Raw genomic sequence first — 15,888 nt, 5'->3', positions numbered from 1 at the left:
ATTCGTCCCTATGAAGTGGAAAACAACCGATGATGGTAACGAATAAGGACGATTCGCACCTATAAAAAGGAAAAATGTCAATCATGGTAACGAATAGCCTCCATTCCTTCCTTTCAAACCAGAAAAACCACAATACGGTAATGAAAAAAAACCTAACCGTCCTCGGTTAGGTTTTTTCACGCTTATTTCTTTGCTGTTTTTACTTTCGGTAGAATTTTGTGTAGTTTCACTTTTCGTTCCCTTACCCACGTGGATTCATCGTTAGGATCATATTGATCAAGGAACATGATGACTTCTTTCGTAATCGGCGTTGGAGTCGAAGCGCCCGCCGTTACAGCAACGGTTTCAACACCTTCAAGCCATTCAAGCTTGATTTCGGAGACATCAGCGATCCGGTGAGAAGGAGTCCCAGCAATCTCCCACGAAACTTGAGCAAGACGGTTTGAATTATTGCTTCGCGGATCTCCAACAACCAAGAGGAGGTCAGCGTCCACAGCTTGGACTGCAACAGCTTCTTGACGTACTTGTGTCGCTTTACAAATCTCTTCGTGTACTTCTGCCTGTGGATATTTTTCTTGAATCATATTGATTAAATGCTGTACATCCCATTGGCTCATCGTTGTCTGGTTAGTAATCAGAACTTTGTCAGCTTTGATGTCCAGATTTTTAACGTCTTCTTCTGTTTCAATCAAATGAACGATATCTGGAGCAATCCCCATCGCTCCTTCAGGTTCAGGATGGCCTTTTTTACCGATATAGGCGACGTGGTAGCCTTGTTCTCTCTTCTCTCTGATCAGGTCATGGGTGACTGTAACGTCTGGACATGTCGCATCAATCGTATGCAACCCTTTTTCCTTTGCCACACGTCTAACCTCGGGTGAAACCCCATGTGCTGTAAAAATGACGGTTCCTTTCTCTACTTGTTTCAGAATCTCAAGACGGTTAGGGCCATCAAGTGTAATTATACCTTCTTCTTCAAATGCATCAGTTACATGTTTATTGTGAACGATCATACCGAGAATGTAGATCGGTCTTGGTATATCTAGATCACTAGCTGCTTGTCGTGCAATAACCATCGCATCAACAACGCCATAACAATAACCGCGCGGTGAAACCTTCATTACCTTCATATAAAAAGGTCCTCCTTTATACATGCGCTCATGGCTATATTATAAAGGAGGACCTATCAAATTGACAAATGAATGACTGTTTAAATATAGAGCTTCGGAACCGAACTCTTTCTTTGAGAACTCGGTACAGATTGAACCTGTTTGACGTGAGGGACCTTTTGATTTTTGACCGGTTTTTTGATTTTGGTGTTTTTTACTTCTTTAATGGATGCTTTTTTGCTGGAAGCAGCTTTTTTACGATTTGAGCTGGATGTTTTTCCGCTGGATAATTTCCCACTGGATAACTTCCCACTGGATAGCTTGCCACTAGACTTTTTACCGCTTGATTTCTTACCACTGGTTGTAGACGATTTCTTTTGTTCAGGTGTTTTCTTGTTATCACTGTCTGTTTCATCATCTGAGTCTGAATCTGAAGAATAGCTTTGGTATTCCTTCAACAATTGCAGCATAGACGGGAAATTCTTGACCATAGGTCCGTATTGTTGAACGAGAGGCCTGACTGTATCAGCCATCTTCATTACTTTTTGTATATTTTCAACCATACCAATTAGGTTGAGCCCGCCACCTGCACCAGGGTTTGGTGAAAGAAACCGGCTGAAAAATCCAGCTGTACGTGCAGCAGGAAATCCCCCTCTAAAAGGCATCATCTGACCGAACTGCGAAATGGGTCCCATACCAGGGGGACCGAAACCGGGAGGCATACGGTACATAAAGATGCTCCTTTCATCATACTCTCAATAACTTTACATAAAAGTGGTTATTCTGATAAACAAGATATGCGATGGCACAATATTTGGTGTCCATCCATTGAAAGAATGGGTATCTCCCCAAAAAACATAGCGTTAGTATTGAATTTCCTCTATAATACGTAAGGAGGTTGTTTTGATTCGTCTCTTTTTGTGAAATTCTTTCCATCAGGTCATTAATGTGGATGAATTGTGGGAATTACTATTGAAGGTGATAAATTATGGATAAAAATGTTTTTGAACAACGGTTTCAATTAAAACCGTTTTTATTTGATGCAATACGGAAATTGGAATTCGAACGTCCAACCGAGATTCAAGAGCGATTGATCCCGAGCATCATCAAAGGACAGGATGTGATCGGTCAATCCCAAACGGGTTCAGGGAAGACACTCGCATTTCTTCTGCCGATTTTTGAAAAAATCAATCCGGACGTACAGAAGGTTCAAGCTGTTGTCACAGCACCAACACGTGAACTAGCTAGACAAGTTTATGATGTGGCTGTTCAATTGATTGGTGAATCAGACATCAAGGTGAAAACAGTTGTAGGTGGAACAGACCGGAAAAGAATGGTCGACCAGCTGAAGAATGAGCCTCATGTCATTATTGGAACGCCTGGTCGGATAAAAGACTTGGTCGTGCAAGAAAACTTCTCGATTTTCCATGCAGACATGCTCGTCGTTGATGAAGCGGATCAGATGCTTGACATGGGCTTCATTGAAGATGTCGATCAGATTGCTGCAAGAATGGCACATGAATTGCAAATGATGGTCTTCTCAGCAACCATTCCTGAAAATCTTCAGCCTTTCCTTCGTAAATACATGAACAACCCGAAGCATGTCCATGTAAAGCCGGAAGAAGCGGCACCTGGTGAAATCGAACATATCGCCATTCCTGTCAGACATCGTGACCGTATCGAATTGACGATTGATATCGCCAAGAAGTTCAACCCTTATTTGGCCATCATATTCGCGAATACGAAAAAAGACGCTGATGAAGTGGCTGATGCGATGCTCGCAGAAGGAATGAACGTCGATCGATTGCATGGCGACCTTCCGCCTCGTACGAGGAAGAACGTCATGAAACGAGTCGCGGATGCTGAATGTCAGTATCTTGTGGCTACGGACCTTGCTGCACGGGGTATTGACGTAAAAGGGATCAGCCATGTCATCCATTATCAGATTCCTACAGACCTTGATTACTATATTCACCGTTCCGGTCGAACAGGACGAGCTGGGATGAGTGGTATTGCAGCCGTTCTCTATGAACGTGATGAAATGGATCGTCTCGAGAAACTTGAAAAGAAAGGCATTCAATTCAAGCACCAGGACTTGAAGGGAGAAGAATGGGTCGAGGTAAATGTTCAGAGACCGAAACCGAAAAAGAAGAACTCTCCAAATGAATTCGTCATGCCTAAGCCTAAAAAAGTAAAGCCTGGTTACAAGAAGAAGTTCCAAGAAAAACAGAAGCAACAATACAGAAAGAGAAACAAATAGACTTTAGGGGGAATCAGAGATGTTGAAATTGGGATCCCACGTGTCGATGAGTGGTAAAAAGATGTTATTGGGAGCGAGTGAAGAAGCTGTATCATACGGTGCTAATACATTCATGATCTATACAGGTGCTCCTCAGAATACAAGGCGAAAAGCCATTGAAGAATTGAACATCGAGAACGGAATCGCCCATATGAAGGAAAATGGTATCGAGGACATCGTTGTCCATGCGCCGTACATCATCAATATCGGGAATACGACAAAGCCACAAACCTTCCGTTTAGGGGTAGACTTTCTTCAGTCGGAAATCGAGCGTACAGACGCAATCGGTGCGACACAAATCGTGCTCCACCCTGGTGCCCATGTCGGTGCAGGCCCAGAAGCGGGTATCAAAAAGATCATTGAAGGCTTGAATGAAGTATTATCGACTGAACAAAATGTTCAAATCGCTCTTGAAACGATGGCAGGAAAAGGATCAGAATGCGGAAGGACGTTTGAAGAGCTTGCAGCGATTATAGATGGCGTATCAAATAACGAAAAGCTCTCAGTATGTTTTGATACATGCCATACCCACGATGCAGGGTATGACCTGGTCAATGACTTCGATGGTGTCCTTGATGAGTTTGACAGAATTATTGGGATCGATCGTTTGAAAGTCCTGCATGTCAATGATAGTAAGAATGAGCGAGGGGCTGCAAAAGACCGCCACGAGAACATTGGGTTCGGAAAGATCGGTTTTGAAGCGTTGAATTATATTGTTCATCACCCTCAGCTTAAAGAAGTACCGAAAATCCTTGAGACCCCTTATGTCGGAGAAGATAAGAAAAATAAAAAACCTCCTTACCAACACGAAATCCACATGCTACGAAACAAACAATTCGATGACTCTTTGTTAGAGAAAATCATGCAAGCATAAACGAAGAAAGAGGAAAACCATGATGGTTTTCCTCTTTTTTTACGGTTGATTTTCATGCGAACAGGGCTCAATCAACGTATAATCGACTGGAACATGACCTGGATCGTTTGAGCAACTTGAGGGTTGGTCACCGCTTCGATCTTTTTAAGGATCCGCTCCCTCTGTTTCGCATTAGCCACATCGATTTTTTCTTCTCTAAGTATACGGACGACTTTGGCGGCTTGCGAATCTGTCAGTTGAATATTGTACTGCGATGCCAAAGCAATCAATTCTTCTGCAGATAACGTATTAAGTTTATGATTGATCATCTGTTGTAGAAAAGGATTCATCATTCGTTCCCTCCTCTTGCATACTTTATGAAGGAGAGAATGAATCTGTGCTTGTATGTTTATGCTCAAGGCTCTGTTAAAGAAAGTTGCTCAGCTTTAGGCGGACGCTTTCCCAGGGGATACGCTTGAGACGCCGCCTTCCGCTTTTATTTCTTTAAAGATAAACGCTAAAAGCTAACAGAGCCATTTTAATATAAGAGGAGCCAGAGTAGCGGATTTGTAGTTTTTTGACGATATATGTCTAGGGATTTATTGGTGCTTGCACTAGGTATTGGTAAGTTTATTTAGTATAATAAAAATACTATGTTAAGGATATAGGGGTGCATGCTATGCAATATTGTCAATCTGACAACACATTTGCAGCCTTTCAACATATCATGAACGACCTGACAGACGATCTCTATCTTCTTATTAAACCGAACGGAACCATTGTTGAATCGAATCGGTTAGCAAAAGAAACCATCCTGGAAATGGGTTCCGATAACTTTTATCATTTGTTCCTTAAAGAAGATCAGCCGATGGTCTATTCATTTATAGAAGAACTGTCTTCACATCAGTCAGGTACTGAAACGTTTCTACAACCGCTGATGGACAAGATGGTCGCCATTGAATATCGTGGAAAAGCGGTTGAAAATGAAATTGTCCTTTTAGGAAAGATCAAGGAAAACAAACAGAGCGGACACTCTAGTGAAATGGACTATCGAAAGCTTTACGAAAAAGAACATGAGTTCCGTAAATTCATGTTCCGTGAGTTGGAAATTGGCATTCTTACAATCACTTCGACCAATGAGATTGATTGCTGCAATGAACGCATGAAGCTATTTGTCGATCTGGAATCCGTCAATCAATTAATTGGTCAAAATCTTCTCCACTTAAATGACCTCCATCCTTTGTTATCCCAAATGAAACAGATGACAAAAGAAATCCGCGCCTCGAAGATTGTAAACGAGCGGTTCTATTATGAAGATGATGTCCTGTATCAGGTCAAAGGGTTATATTTCGAATCTGACCAGAGTATCAGGTTTGTCCTTTATGACCGGTCACATCAGCAACGCTTTGAGAATCTTCTGTTATATAAAAAACAGATGGAATCGGTCTCTCATCTAGCTGCCGGTGTTGCCCATGAATTGCGGAACCCTCTGTCAGTCATTCAAGGGTTCATACAGCTTTCTGCAGTCACGAAGGACTTCAGCAAATATTATGATACGGTCCTTTCTGAATTGTCACGGATGAATGAAATCATCGAGGATTTCTTATCTGTCTCAAGAAGGAAGATGCATAAGCAGAAGCAGCGGCCTGACCTTATCCTTAAATCATTGATACACATCATTCAATCAGAGTGTCTGTTACATAATCTTTATTTCGAATACCATGTGGAAGAGTCGGAACAATATAGCATGGTGAATGAATCCATGATGAAACAAATCATCTTGAATCTATTGAGAAACGCTGTAGAGGCCTATGAACGCCAGCAGGAGAGCAGATTCATCCGGCTGAGTGGCGTAGTGAAGGATGATCATTATGAAATCTTATTTGAAGACGATGGTCCTGGAATGGAACAGAGTGTCCTCGACCAATTAGGGAAGCCTTTCTTTACGACAAAGGAGAGAGGGAACGGGATAGGGATTCCGCTATGTAAGAAAATTGTAGAGGACCATGGAGGGACATTTCAGATCACGAGTGAGCTTGAAAAAGGAACGCAAATCCTTTTCACGATCCCCTTTATAACTGAAAAGAACAGCTGACCGCTCAGCTGTTCTTTTTGTATCATTTATTAAAAGTAAAAATGAAATACGAAATTTAAAATGAATAACGAAGCCATGACGTACATCGTCCTTGGTACTTGCTTGAATTGACCGACCGCCATTTTGATGATCGGGTAGACGATGAATCCGAAGGCCAGTCCATCCACGATACTATAGGTCAATGGAATCAATGCGATGATCATGAAGGCTGGAAAACTTTCAGTGAAATCCTCTAAAGGAATGTACTGAATGGATTGCATCATTACACCGCCGATGATAATCAAAATAGGTGCGATAGCCGCGTCAGGAATGCCAGATAGTACAGGAATGGCGAATACGGATAGAATGAATAACAATCCTGCCGTCAAAGCAGTAAGACCTGTACGTCCACCTTCTGCAATACCGGATGCACTTTCAGCAGTGGAGATCGTAGGACTTGTTCCGAACATGCCGGATAAGACACTGGAGAAAGCACTGGACTGGAAAGAACGATTGAATTGGCTATCTTTTGGCAGCATCCCGTGGAGTAGTCCCATGTTTTCAACAATGAGGATCAGTGCCAGCGAGAATGAGGCGATCCAGAAGTCCATCGTTATCCAGCTTGTTAAGTCCGCTTCAAACAAGAGAAGAGATGCACTTTCATCCATTGATTTCCCTTCAGGTGTCAGGTTCAGGAAATAGGCTAGTACTGAAATCAGCAGGACCGAAAGGATGAATCCACCTTTTATTTTTTTTACATAAAAGGTTAAACAGATGAGAAAGCCAGCAAGAGCCAACAAGGTTGTTGGTTCACTGAGATCTCCAAGCTTCACAAACGTGTCGGGGCTCTTCTCGACGATGCCTGCTTTTTGAAGTCCGATGAAGGCAAGGAACAATCCAATACCTACTGTGATCCCATGTTTCAATGACTCTGGAATTGATCTGGATAAGAGGGACTTGATTGGTGTGAAGGCAGCCAGACAGAAGAGGAAACCGGCCATAACGACAGCACCTAATCCTTCTTGCCATGTCAGCCCCATTCCTTCGACGATTGTATAGGTGAAAAATGCATTGACCCCCATGCCAGGTGACAAAATAATAGGAGCGTTTGCATATAATCCAATAAAGAGGCAAGAGATGATACTGACCAAGATCGTTGCCATCAATGCGCCGTAATAGGGTATGCCTGCATCAGCCAAAATCAATGGATTGACGATGATGATGTAGCTGATCGTGAAAAACGAGGTAATACCCGCTAACACTTCTTGTTTGATCGTCGTTCCAAAAGCTGAAAGTCGAAACCAATTTTCAATAAATTGTTTCATCAGTTACCTTTCTTTCTTAGTTTTAACCCTCTCCCACCCATGGCAGAAAAGTTCTACCACGATTGTTTATTATAGCGGATTTTTTAAGAGTTTCAAGCCGACATGATATAATCGGTACATAAAATAAAAATGAGGAGTGACCCATGGTACAACCTAAACAACATAAAAAAGAGAGTCTCGGGCATTTGATTTATCGTATCATCATGATTATCCTCGGAGCGGCCTTAGCAGCTGCCTCGATCGAGTTGTTCCTGATTCCAAACCAGATCATCGATGGTGGGATCATCGGGGTATCCTTGATTCTTGATTATCTTTCACCTTTGAACTTTGCTGTATTGGTCATCATTTTGAATATTCCTTTCATGTTTGCAGGTTATAAACAAATCGGGAAGACATTCGTCATTTCATCAATGGTAGGGATTTTGAGCCTCGCAGCCTTTGAAACGTTGTTGCATAATTTTGAACCGTTCACGAATGAATTGATTTTAGCGACCGTTTTTGGAGGTCTGGTTCTCGGGGTAGGTGTCGGGCTCGTGATTCGGCATGGGGGATCGTTGGATGGCACGGAGATTTTCGGAATTCTGATTACGAAGAAGATCCCTTTTTCAATCGGGGAAATTGTCATGTTCCTCAACATCTTCGTATTTGGTTGGGCAGGTTTCGTTTTCGGTCTCGAACGGGCAATGTATTCGATACTTACATACTATATCGCCTTCAAAACGATTGATACCGTTATCCAAGGACTGGATGAAACCAAAGCCGTCTTGATCGTATCCGATCATTATGAAGAAATTTCCGGTGCAATTTTGGATCGACTTGGCCGCGGTACGACCAAGCTGATGGGTAAGGGTGGTTATACAGATGCCCAGAAGGAAGTCATCTATGCTGTCATAACAAGACTTGAAGTGACGAAGCTGAAAAATATTGTATACGATATTGATAAGCAAGCGTTTATTACGATTATGAATACACAGGAAACAAAGGGTGCCAAATTCAAATCACCGATTCACTAAGGTGCACCTGTAAAATAATGTATAAAAACCTCATTTACTTGCAAATAGGTATAGCAATCGACTATTATGAAAGACGTGTGTCAAAATACCTAATGTAAATGAGGTGTTTTTATTGAAAAAAATCGTATATCTACTTTCGACTTTTGGCTTAATACTGTTTATTGCATTTTCTTATACACTCGTAAAAAATCATCAATTGAAACAGCAGCTTAGTGACCAAAAAGAAGAAAACCTGATGCTCGAATCTGAAAAGGATTACCAGCAGATGATTGCTTTTTATAAGCAGAGGAGTCAAGGGAACAAGCCTCAAGCCAGTGGCTACGTTCTTAGAAAGGAAGCCCGTAAGCTTGCCAAGCAATTTGAAAAGCAGAGTGAGGGTCGCTTTAAAGAAGAGTGGGGTCGTTTTCTTGTTCAGGAATCTTTACGTAAGGACGTCGATCCCTATATCGTTTATGAATTGCTTAGGGTTGAAACAGGGAATAAATTCGATCCAACACTTGTAGGACCTGAAACAAAGTATGGACGAGCTTATGGAATGGCTCAGTTCATGGAAAATACCGCTCCATGGATTGCTAAAATGGCAGGAATGAAATATGAGGGGAAAGAACAATTGTTTGACCCTTACTATGCCATTCAACTTTCAATCGTCTATCTGGATTACCTGCACGCAAAGTATGACGATTGGGACAAAGCATTGACAGCTTACCATCGAGGCATGTATGGACTTGAGCAATACATCCAGAAAGAAGGGCATGCAAAGAGCTGGTATGCGAAAGAAATACAAGAAAAAGCTGAAAAACAAGAACTTATTGCAGTGAAAGATAAGTGATCCTGCATTCGGAGGTTGACACGACCATCGTCAGCCTCTTTTTTCTTTGGTCAAAACAGACAGCTTTACAATCACGAATTTTGAGATATACTAATAAAGTAAATCGTAATCATTCCTAATTATATATATTTGTCTTTTGAAAGGGGATCACGATGAAATCGAATGTCGTATCCATTAACAATGTATCATTTCAATATCAAAACAGAGCAGTCCTGGAGAAAATCAACCTAGAGGTTCCAGAGGGATCGTTCCTTGCACTACTTGGCCCGAATGGTTCAGGTAAGTCGACGTTGATTAAATTGATTCTCGGCTTGCTTCCTCCTCAACAAGGCGAAATCAAGTTGTTCGGGGAAAGCATGAAGAAGTTCCGCTCATGGCATAAAATCGGGTACGTCTCCCAAAAGGCGAACAGCTTCAATAGTGGATTTCCAGCAACCGTGTTTGAAGTGGTCTCAATGGGGCTATTCGGGAAAATCGGCATGTTCCGTTTTCTCTCAAAAAGCGATAAAAGAAGAGTGAGTGAAGCGATTCGAACAGTCGGCTTAGAGGAATATGCGAGCCGTAATATCGGTGAGTTGTCTGGTGGTCAGCAACAACGTGCTTTTATTGCGAGAGCACTCGTCAGTGATCCGCAGCTGATGATTCTGGATGAACCGACAGTTGGCGTCGATGCCTCTTCTGTTGATGATTTTTACAAGCTTTTGAAAAAATTGAACCAGGAAAATGGAATTACGCTCATTCTTGTCACGCATGATATGGGTCCTGTCACCAACTTGGTTACACATGTTGCTTGCCTGAACAAGCGACTGCATTTCCATGGAGACACGAATGAATATGAGGCGATGGGGGATCATGAGTTATCCTCTTTCTATGGCCATCCCGTACATGCGGTGAACCATCATCATGACTAGAGGTGCGATTTAATGATTGAAGAATTTCTACAATATGATTTTATAAGGAATGCTGTATTCGTCGGTTTGATGATTGGATTTTTAGCACCATTACTTGGCGTGTTCATCGTCGTAAGACGGCAGGCTTTGATTGCTGATGCACTATCTCATATTACACTTGCGGGTATTGCAGCGAGCTTGTTGTTAAGTAAACAATTCCTTGCACTGAAAATGCTCAATCCAGTCTATCTCGGAATGGCTTTTTCTGTGACAGGCTCGATTTTCATTGAAAAGTTGAGGAAGGAATATAAACATTATCAAGAGCTGGCGATTCCCATCATCCTATCGATTGGAATCGGACTGAGTGTCGTTTTCATCTCATTAGCGAATGGCTTCAATACAGATTTGTTCAACTACCTGTTCGGAAGCATCATTGCTGTTGATACATCAGACGTTTGGATGGTGCTAGGAATTTTGATCTTTGTCCTTCTTGCCATTGTTCTCTTTTATAAAGAATTATTCTTACTTTCTTTTGATGAAGATCAAGCTCAAGTTGCTGGAATAAGGTCTAGGTTCATCCAATTCCTATTTATGATTATGGTGGCTCTAGTTATTGCCGGTTCAATGAGAATCGTCGGGATTTTACTGGTATCCTCATTGATCACATTACCAGTAGCGGCGAGCATCCGCATCGCGAATGGTTTTAAACAGGCGATTTGGATTGCTGTGTTGTTTGGAGAGCTCTCTGTGATCACTGGCTTGATTACCGCCTATTATTTCGATTTGGCTCCAGGTGGGACCATTGTGTTATTTGCAGCCTTCATCCTTATTTTCGTAATTGGATGGAAAAAGTACCGATATTCATTCACTCATAAGGAGGAAAAGGCATGAATGTAAGGGATGCACTGGATATCCTTAAAGAAAACGGTTATAAGCATACGCGTAAACGGCAAATGTTTCTTGAGCTTTTTTCGGCTGAACGTCGATATTTGACCGCTAAGGACGTTCTTGAGCATTTGAAAACATCTTTTCCTGGATTGAGCTTTGATACCATTTATCGAAACTTAGCTGTATTTACCGAGCTGGGCATACTTGAAGAAACAGAATTAGATGGCGAAAAACATTTTCGATATTCCTGTTCCACGTCCGGTCATCACCATCATATGATTTGTCTTCAATGCGGGAAGACGAATGCCATTGAAGCATGTCCTATGAGAGACATCCAATCAAAGGATTTTCTGATTACTGACCACAAATTCGAAATATATGGATACTGCCAGGAATGTCATTAATGGAAATTGTTGGATGAATCCTAAATTTTTACTAGATGTTATGAAAATAACTGGAATGAGGAACTCTATTTGTTAAGGAGGAGATCTTCATGCCAACTGTTAAATGTAATGTAGCGAACTGCACATATTGGGGCGAAGGGAACAATTGCCAAGCTGATGCAATCCTGGTTGAAATCGATCAGCATGCGAATGAAGATTATGACATGTCTGTCACTTCAAGTATTGCTGAAGAAGCATTGCATCGCGATCAGGCAAGGCACAGCGCTGAAACATGCTGTCATACGTTCCGTCCAAAGCATTAATCCCTAGAAGGAATCCATCCACCACGGATGGATTTTTTATATTGTTCTCTTGTTTAACAATCATTGTCATTATGAAAGCAGAAAGAGATACGAATAATAAGAAGGCTCCTCCACTTTTATGAAAGAGAGGGATTGCTGATGGAAAATCGATACGATCGCGAAGAACGAAAGGATCGTGAGTACGAAGCAGACTTTATGGAAGAAACAGCCGCAGAGGTTCTCCCTCTTCCAGAGCAAGAACGAGTAGATGATAGACGCGGAAATCATGAGGAGGAGTTGGATCAGGAGACGGATGACTTGAATGAAGGCAGAGGAGTCGGTTACTTTGCGCTTGCCTTGTCAGTCTTATCCTTGTTCTTCCTCCCGGTATTGTTAGGTGCTGCAGGAATCATCGTAGGATTCTTTGCAAGAAGAAGAGGAGCACGTTCGTTAGGGAACTGGGCGATCGGACTGGGGATTGTTTCAATCGTCGTCAGCTTGATTTTCGTCCCATTTTTCTAATTTGTAAGAAGGCAGCTAAGCTGCCTTCTTTTTTCGTCTACGTATTTTGGTCGACGAGTTTTTGAATGAAACTCCAGGCATCCTCTTCAGTAAGTTCCTCACTCAAATGGAATGTTGTGAAGAATGAGCCCTTGTCAGTGTTGAATGAAATGAAAAGGAAATCGGATCCGTTTTTGTTCGCCTCAGCATATTCGACGGTTACGTGTTTGATCTTCTTTTCTTTAGCATCAGACATTTGATTAGGCATATTGCTTATTGTTAACGTAATCACGCTGTCACCTTCATAAGGTCCGTAAAGGACTTTCTGATCTTCGTTGGAAGTTGAAGGGAGGTCTTTCTTTTTGCCGATATTTTCACTAAAGGCGATATCGGCAACATGTCGGCTCCCGTTCGCTTTTCCGTTCACTTCAGGCGGGAATTGGATATCCACATAGCTTACTTCATAATCGGTGTCCTCCGGCAGTGATACATTAAATCCAACGTGTTCTTCCATTTCTTCCTTAATGTCCTCAGGAAGTCCGTTAGTGGAACTAATCGTGCACCCCGCAAGAAGCATGATACAACTGACGATAAAGATAAGTTGTTTCAAAAAACCACTCCATTTACATATGATTACTACATTTACGTGGAAGTGGGCAAAACGTTTCATAAAATTAAAAAAGCTGGCCTTTTTCGGCCAGCTTAAGCATTATACTTTCTGAGACTCTTCTTCTTTCGCTTTTTTTGCATGGTACTCTTCTGCAAGCTTATCGACTTCTTTTTTCAACTCATCAACCATAATGTCCTCTGGAATCTTCCGGATGATTTCCCCATGTCTGAAAAGAAGGCCTTCGCCACGAGCGCCTGCGATACCGATATCGGCTTCACGGGCTTCTCCGGGACCGTTTACAGCACATCCAAGTACCGCAACTTTAAGTGGAGCTTTAATTTTTGAAATATATTCTTCAACCTCATTCGCAATGGAAATCAAGTCAATTTCGATACGACCACATGTCGGGCAAGAAATCAGTGTCGCAGCGTTGGATGCTAATCCGAATGTTTTCAACAGTTCACGAGCGACCTTCACTTCCTCGACAGGATCAGCACTCAAGGAAATACGGACCGTGTTACCGATTCCTTTGTTAAGGATGATACCAAGACCTGCAGCACTTTTTACGGTTCCGGCAAACAGCGTACCGGACTCCGTAATACCCAAGTGTAGCGGGTAATCGAATGCTTTCGCAGCTTTCTCGTATGCTTCAACCGCAAGATTGACATCGGATGCTTTCATCGAAACGATGATGTCGTGGAAATCCAAGTCCTCTAGAATCTTAATGTGGTTCAGAGCACTTTCCACCATGCCGTCTGCAGTAGGATATCCGTATTTTTCAAGAATTTTTCGTTCCAATGAACCGGCATTAACACCGATTCGGATCGGAATTCCTTTTTCTTTCGCTGCTTTAACGACTGCTTCTACTTTTTCTTTTCTACCAATGTTTCCTGGGTTGATCCGGATTTTATCGGCACCGCCCTCAATCGCTTTCAGTGCAAGCTTGTAATCGAAATGAATATCGACGACAAGGGGGATGTTTATTCTCTTTTTGATTTCTGCGATCGCCTCAGCATCTTCCATGTTCGGACATGCAACTCGGACGACCTGGCAGCCTGCTTCTTCCAAACGAAGAATTTCAGCTACTGTCGCTTCTACATCATGGGTTTTAGTCGTTGTCATACTTTGTACTACTACTTCATTGTTTCCGCCAATTGTCAGGTTTCCAACTTTAACGGGTCTTGTTTTCGTACGGTGAGTAATTTCACTCATGTATTTATCGCTCCTTTAAGGACGTCTGCTTCCTAAGTTAACGACTTCATTTTAGCAATGATTTGAAGGTTTTGGCAAGGAAATGTGTTTATGGATAATGCGGAAATCGATAAGTATGTGCTGCTTTGATGTTATGAGCGGATATCCCCTCATTCAGCCTTTCGAAGTCGGCAACGGCCACTTCAATGGATACAGGGAGATTCCCGTTATGCAGCCGTTCTAAAATGGTGAGCATTGTTTCGCCTGGTTGGACAATGATTTCTTTATACGCTTGCTGAGTCTCTTCTTCGGAATAGGCTGCTTGTACAGGGAGAGCTTCTGCCTTCGTTGAAGGTAGTGTGCCGAACTTTAAGTCAAAGTAAACGCTGTATAATAAGAGGAAGAAAAGAAGAACGATACTGAATTTCTTCATGTCATAACGCCTCCATTTTTTAATCATTCGTCCGTACATGTATATGCTTGTCCAAAGTGTTTATTCGATGTAAATTGAAATTATTGGTCATATGATGGTACAACTTGTAAAATAAAAGGGAGAACCTACAGAAATTCAAATTTAATACGTATGGTATAAGGAATTCTTTATAAAGGAGAATGGGTATGAATTTGAAAAAATGGATGATGACAGCCGTTCTAGCTGCTTGTATGATACCTGGCGTAGCATTCGCAGATGCTGCACCTGGTGATATTATCGTGACATTAGGAGAGGACTTGAAAGAGAACCAGAAACAAGAGCTTTTGAAAGAAATGGACGTCCCTTCTGATGTGGAGACGATCACTGTAACGAATGAAGAAGAACATAATTACCTTGGTGACTATATATCGAAAGCCCAAATCGGAACCCGTGCTATCTCTTCTACGAAAATTACAATTGGTGAGAAGGACTCAGGATTGAATGTGGAGACGAACAACATCAATTGGGTTACGGAAGAAATGTATGCCAATGCCCTGACAACTGCAGGAGTGAAGGATGCGGATATTTATGTAACTGCACCGTTCGAGGTGTCCGGAACAGCTGGTTTGACTGGGATTCTGAAGGCATATGAAGTCACTACCGATATTGAAATTCCAGAAGAAAAGAAACAGGTTGCCAACGAAGAAATGGTCAAAACGGTCAAATTAGGTGATCGTATCGGGGCTGATAAAGCCACTGAATTGATGACCAAAATCAAGAATGAACTTGCCGAAAATCCGGTTGAAACAGAAGAAGACTTACGAGCACTTATCAAACGCGTAGCTGATGATATTGGAATTACGTTAACTGAAGAAGAACTGAATGGGCTCGTATCCTTGTTCAATAAAATGAAGGATATCAACATTGATTGGGATCAGGTGAAGAGCAACCTCGAGAATGTTCGGAACAATCTGAGTGAATTTTTGAATAAAGAAGAAACAAAAGGATTCATCCGAAATATATTGGACTTCTTCATCGCACTGATTGAAGCATTGAAAAACCTATTTAAATAGTTGAAAGCGGGACCTATGTGGTCTCGCTTTTTTATTGTAAATTCTGTTTGCTTTTCTTGATGGTAAAAAAACAGAAGCGTAAGGCGGCGACTCCGGCGGGAAAAGCAACAGCTGAAGACCCCGCAGACCGAGGTCG

At 41.9% G+C, this 15,888-nt stretch carries 18 protein-coding genes; 11 read left to right on the top strand and 7 right to left on the bottom strand.

Translation table 11 applies throughout. The annotated features are described in order from the left end of the window. Window positions 1-182 precede the first annotated feature (182 nt). Both V1497_RS12400 and vrrA read right to left on the bottom strand, forming a co-directional pair. Window positions 183-1,130 carry a 4-hydroxy-3-methylbut-2-enyl diphosphate reductase gene (locus V1497_RS12400; protein WP_349407853.1) on the bottom strand — a complete coding sequence of 316 codons (948 nt, stop codon included), beginning with the start codon at window positions 1,128-1,130 and terminating at the stop codon, window positions 183-185. An 80-nt stretch (window positions 1,131-1,210) separates the two neighbouring features. Then, complete coding sequence (gene vrrA / locus V1497_RS12395; RefSeq protein ID WP_349407852.1) at window positions 1,211-1,840, bottom strand: VrrA/YqfQ family protein; 630 nt, start codon at window positions 1,838-1,840, stop codon at window positions 1,211-1,213. Window positions 1,841-2,097: 257 nt separating this feature from the next. On the opposite strand from vrrA, the gene V1497_RS12390 reads away from it, so the two are divergent. Both V1497_RS12390 and V1497_RS12385 read left to right on the top strand, forming a co-directional pair. After that, entirely contained in the window at window positions 2,098-3,369 is a 1,272-nt protein-coding gene (locus V1497_RS12390; RefSeq protein WP_349407851.1) for a DEAD/DEAH box helicase, read from the top strand. Between the two features lie 19 nt (window positions 3,370-3,388). After that, window positions 3,389-4,282, top strand: a complete 894-nt coding sequence (locus tag V1497_RS12385; RefSeq protein ID WP_349407850.1) for a deoxyribonuclease IV — start codon at window positions 3,389-3,391, stop codon at window positions 4,280-4,282. A 71-nt stretch (window positions 4,283-4,353) separates the two neighbouring features. Here the strand turns inward: V1497_RS12385 and V1497_RS12380 are convergent, their stop codons facing one another. Beyond that, window positions 4,354-4,614 (bottom strand): DUF2624 family protein, encoded by a 261-nt coding sequence (locus tag V1497_RS12380; RefSeq protein ID WP_349407849.1) that lies wholly within the window; start codon window positions 4,612-4,614, stop codon window positions 4,354-4,356. 326 nt (window positions 4,615-4,940) lie between these two features. Here V1497_RS12380 and V1497_RS12375 point away from each other — a divergent pair, with 326 nt between their 5' ends. Next, complete coding sequence (locus tag V1497_RS12375) at window positions 4,941-6,356, top strand: ATP-binding protein (RefSeq protein WP_349407848.1); 1,416 nt, start codon at window positions 4,941-4,943, stop codon at window positions 6,354-6,356. A gap of 29 nt (window positions 6,357-6,385) precedes the next feature. Here V1497_RS12375 and V1497_RS12370 read toward each other — a convergent pair whose 3' ends face one another. Beyond that, the gene (locus V1497_RS12370; protein ID WP_349407847.1) at window positions 6,386-7,660 is read right to left on the bottom strand and encodes an NCS2 family permease; all 1,275 of its coding nucleotides are present in this window, start codon (window positions 7,658-7,660) and stop codon (window positions 6,386-6,388) included. Window positions 7,661-7,803: 143 nt separating this feature from the next. Here V1497_RS12370 and V1497_RS12365 point away from each other — a divergent pair, with 143 nt between their 5' ends. The 7 genes from V1497_RS12365 to V1497_RS12335 all read left to right on the top strand — a co-directional run bounded on the left by V1497_RS12365 (window position 7,804) and on the right by V1497_RS12335 (window position 12,487). After that, the gene (locus V1497_RS12365) at window positions 7,804-8,673 is read left to right on the top strand and encodes a YitT family protein (RefSeq protein WP_349407846.1); all 870 of its coding nucleotides are present in this window, start codon (window positions 7,804-7,806) and stop codon (window positions 8,671-8,673) included. A 103-nt stretch (window positions 8,674-8,776) separates the two neighbouring features. After that, window positions 8,777-9,502, top strand: a complete 726-nt coding sequence (locus V1497_RS12360; protein WP_349407845.1) for a transglycosylase SLT domain-containing protein — start codon at window positions 8,777-8,779, stop codon at window positions 9,500-9,502. A 152-nt stretch (window positions 9,503-9,654) separates the two neighbouring features. Further along, window positions 9,655-10,413, top strand: a complete 759-nt coding sequence (locus tag V1497_RS12355; RefSeq protein WP_349407844.1) for a metal ABC transporter ATP-binding protein — start codon at window positions 9,655-9,657, stop codon at window positions 10,411-10,413. Window positions 10,414-10,425: 12 nt separating this feature from the next. Continuing rightward, window positions 10,426-11,283: a metal ABC transporter permease gene (locus V1497_RS12350; protein ID WP_349407843.1), complete on the top strand. Its 858-nt coding sequence runs from the start codon at window positions 10,426-10,428 to the stop codon at window positions 11,281-11,283. Further along, a complete protein-coding gene (locus tag V1497_RS12345; RefSeq protein WP_349407842.1) occupies window positions 11,280-11,684 on the top strand; it encodes a Fur family transcriptional regulator in 405 nt (134 codons plus the stop codon). Before V1497_RS12350 ends, V1497_RS12345 begins: the two co-directional genes overlap by 4 nt. Window positions 11,685-11,773: 89 nt before the next feature. Continuing rightward, on the top strand, window positions 11,774-11,986 hold the full coding sequence (locus V1497_RS12340; RefSeq protein ID WP_349407841.1) for a DUF1540 domain-containing protein: 213 nt from the start codon (window positions 11,774-11,776) through the stop codon (window positions 11,984-11,986). A gap of 138 nt (window positions 11,987-12,124) precedes the next feature. After that, window positions 12,125-12,487, top strand: a complete 363-nt coding sequence (locus V1497_RS12335; RefSeq protein ID WP_349407840.1) for a DUF4190 domain-containing protein — start codon at window positions 12,125-12,127, stop codon at window positions 12,485-12,487. Window positions 12,488-12,524: 37 nt separating this feature from the next. On the opposite strand, the gene V1497_RS12330 is transcribed toward V1497_RS12335, so the two are convergent. The 3 genes from V1497_RS12330 to V1497_RS12320 form a co-directional block, all read right to left on the bottom strand. Then, window positions 12,525-13,076: a hypothetical protein gene (locus tag V1497_RS12330; protein WP_349407839.1), complete on the bottom strand. Its 552-nt coding sequence runs from the start codon at window positions 13,074-13,076 to the stop codon at window positions 12,525-12,527. 99 nt (window positions 13,077-13,175) lie between these two features. Further along, window positions 13,176-14,288 (bottom strand): flavodoxin-dependent (E)-4-hydroxy-3-methylbut-2-enyl-diphosphate synthase, encoded by a 1,113-nt coding sequence (gene ispG, locus V1497_RS12325; RefSeq protein ID WP_349407838.1) that lies wholly within the window; start codon window positions 14,286-14,288, stop codon window positions 13,176-13,178. An 88-nt stretch (window positions 14,289-14,376) separates the two neighbouring features. Beyond that, window positions 14,377-14,700, bottom strand: a complete 324-nt coding sequence (locus tag V1497_RS12320) for a hypothetical protein (RefSeq protein ID WP_349407837.1) — start codon at window positions 14,698-14,700, stop codon at window positions 14,377-14,379. Between the two features lie 191 nt (window positions 14,701-14,891). On the opposite strand from V1497_RS12320, the gene V1497_RS12315 reads away from it, so the two are divergent. Beyond that, the gene (locus tag V1497_RS12315) at window positions 14,892-15,752 is read left to right on the top strand and encodes a DUF1002 domain-containing protein (protein WP_414703643.1); all 861 of its coding nucleotides are present in this window, start codon (window positions 14,892-14,894) and stop codon (window positions 15,750-15,752) included. The last annotated feature ends 136 nt before the right edge of the window (window positions 15,753-15,888 follow it).

Source organism: Pseudalkalibacillus sp. SCS-8 (genome assembly GCF_040126055.1).
GTDB lineage: Bacteria > Bacillota > Bacilli > Bacillales > Fictibacillaceae > Pseudalkalibacillus > Pseudalkalibacillus nanhaiensis.
Note: the sequence above shows the minus strand (reverse complement) of the source record. Positions and strands in the feature narration are given on the sequence as shown.

Coding starts and splice junctions, on each gene's coding strand:
- V1497_RS12400 (WP_349407853.1), bottom strand. CDS start 1,130: ATGAAGGTAATGAAGGTTTCACCGCGCGGTTATTGTTATGGCGTTGTT.
- vrrA (WP_349407852.1), bottom strand. CDS start 1,840: ATGTACCGTATGCCTCCCGGTTTCGGTCCCCCTGGTATGGGACCCATT.
- V1497_RS12390 (WP_349407851.1), top strand. CDS start 2,098: ATGGATAAAAATGTTTTTGAACAACGGTTTCAATTAAAACCGTTTTTA.
- V1497_RS12385 (WP_349407850.1), top strand. CDS start 3,389: ATGTTGAAATTGGGATCCCACGTGTCGATGAGTGGTAAAAAGATGTTA.
- V1497_RS12380 (WP_349407849.1), bottom strand. CDS start 4,614: ATGATGAATCCTTTTCTACAACAGATGATCAATCATAAACTTAATACG.
- V1497_RS12375 (WP_349407848.1), top strand. CDS start 4,941: ATGCAATATTGTCAATCTGACAACACATTTGCAGCCTTTCAACATATC.
- V1497_RS12370 (WP_349407847.1), bottom strand. CDS start 7,660: ATGAAACAATTTATTGAAAATTGGTTTCGACTTTCAGCTTTTGGAACG.
- V1497_RS12365 (WP_349407846.1), top strand. CDS start 7,804: ATGGTACAACCTAAACAACATAAAAAAGAGAGTCTCGGGCATTTGATT.
- V1497_RS12355 (WP_349407844.1), top strand. CDS start 9,655: ATGAAATCGAATGTCGTATCCATTAACAATGTATCATTTCAATATCAA.
- V1497_RS12350 (WP_349407843.1), top strand. CDS start 10,426: ATGATTGAAGAATTTCTACAATATGATTTTATAAGGAATGCTGTATTC.
- V1497_RS12345 (WP_349407842.1), top strand. CDS start 11,280: ATGAATGTAAGGGATGCACTGGATATCCTTAAAGAAAACGGTTATAAG.
- V1497_RS12340 (WP_349407841.1), top strand. CDS start 11,774: ATGCCAACTGTTAAATGTAATGTAGCGAACTGCACATATTGGGGCGAA.
- V1497_RS12335 (WP_349407840.1), top strand. CDS start 12,125: ATGGAAAATCGATACGATCGCGAAGAACGAAAGGATCGTGAGTACGAA.
- ispG (WP_349407838.1), bottom strand. CDS start 14,288: ATGAGTGAAATTACTCACCGTACGAAAACAAGACCCGTTAAAGTTGGA.
- V1497_RS12320 (WP_349407837.1), bottom strand. CDS start 14,700: ATGAAGAAATTCAGTATCGTTCTTCTTTTCTTCCTCTTATTATACAGC.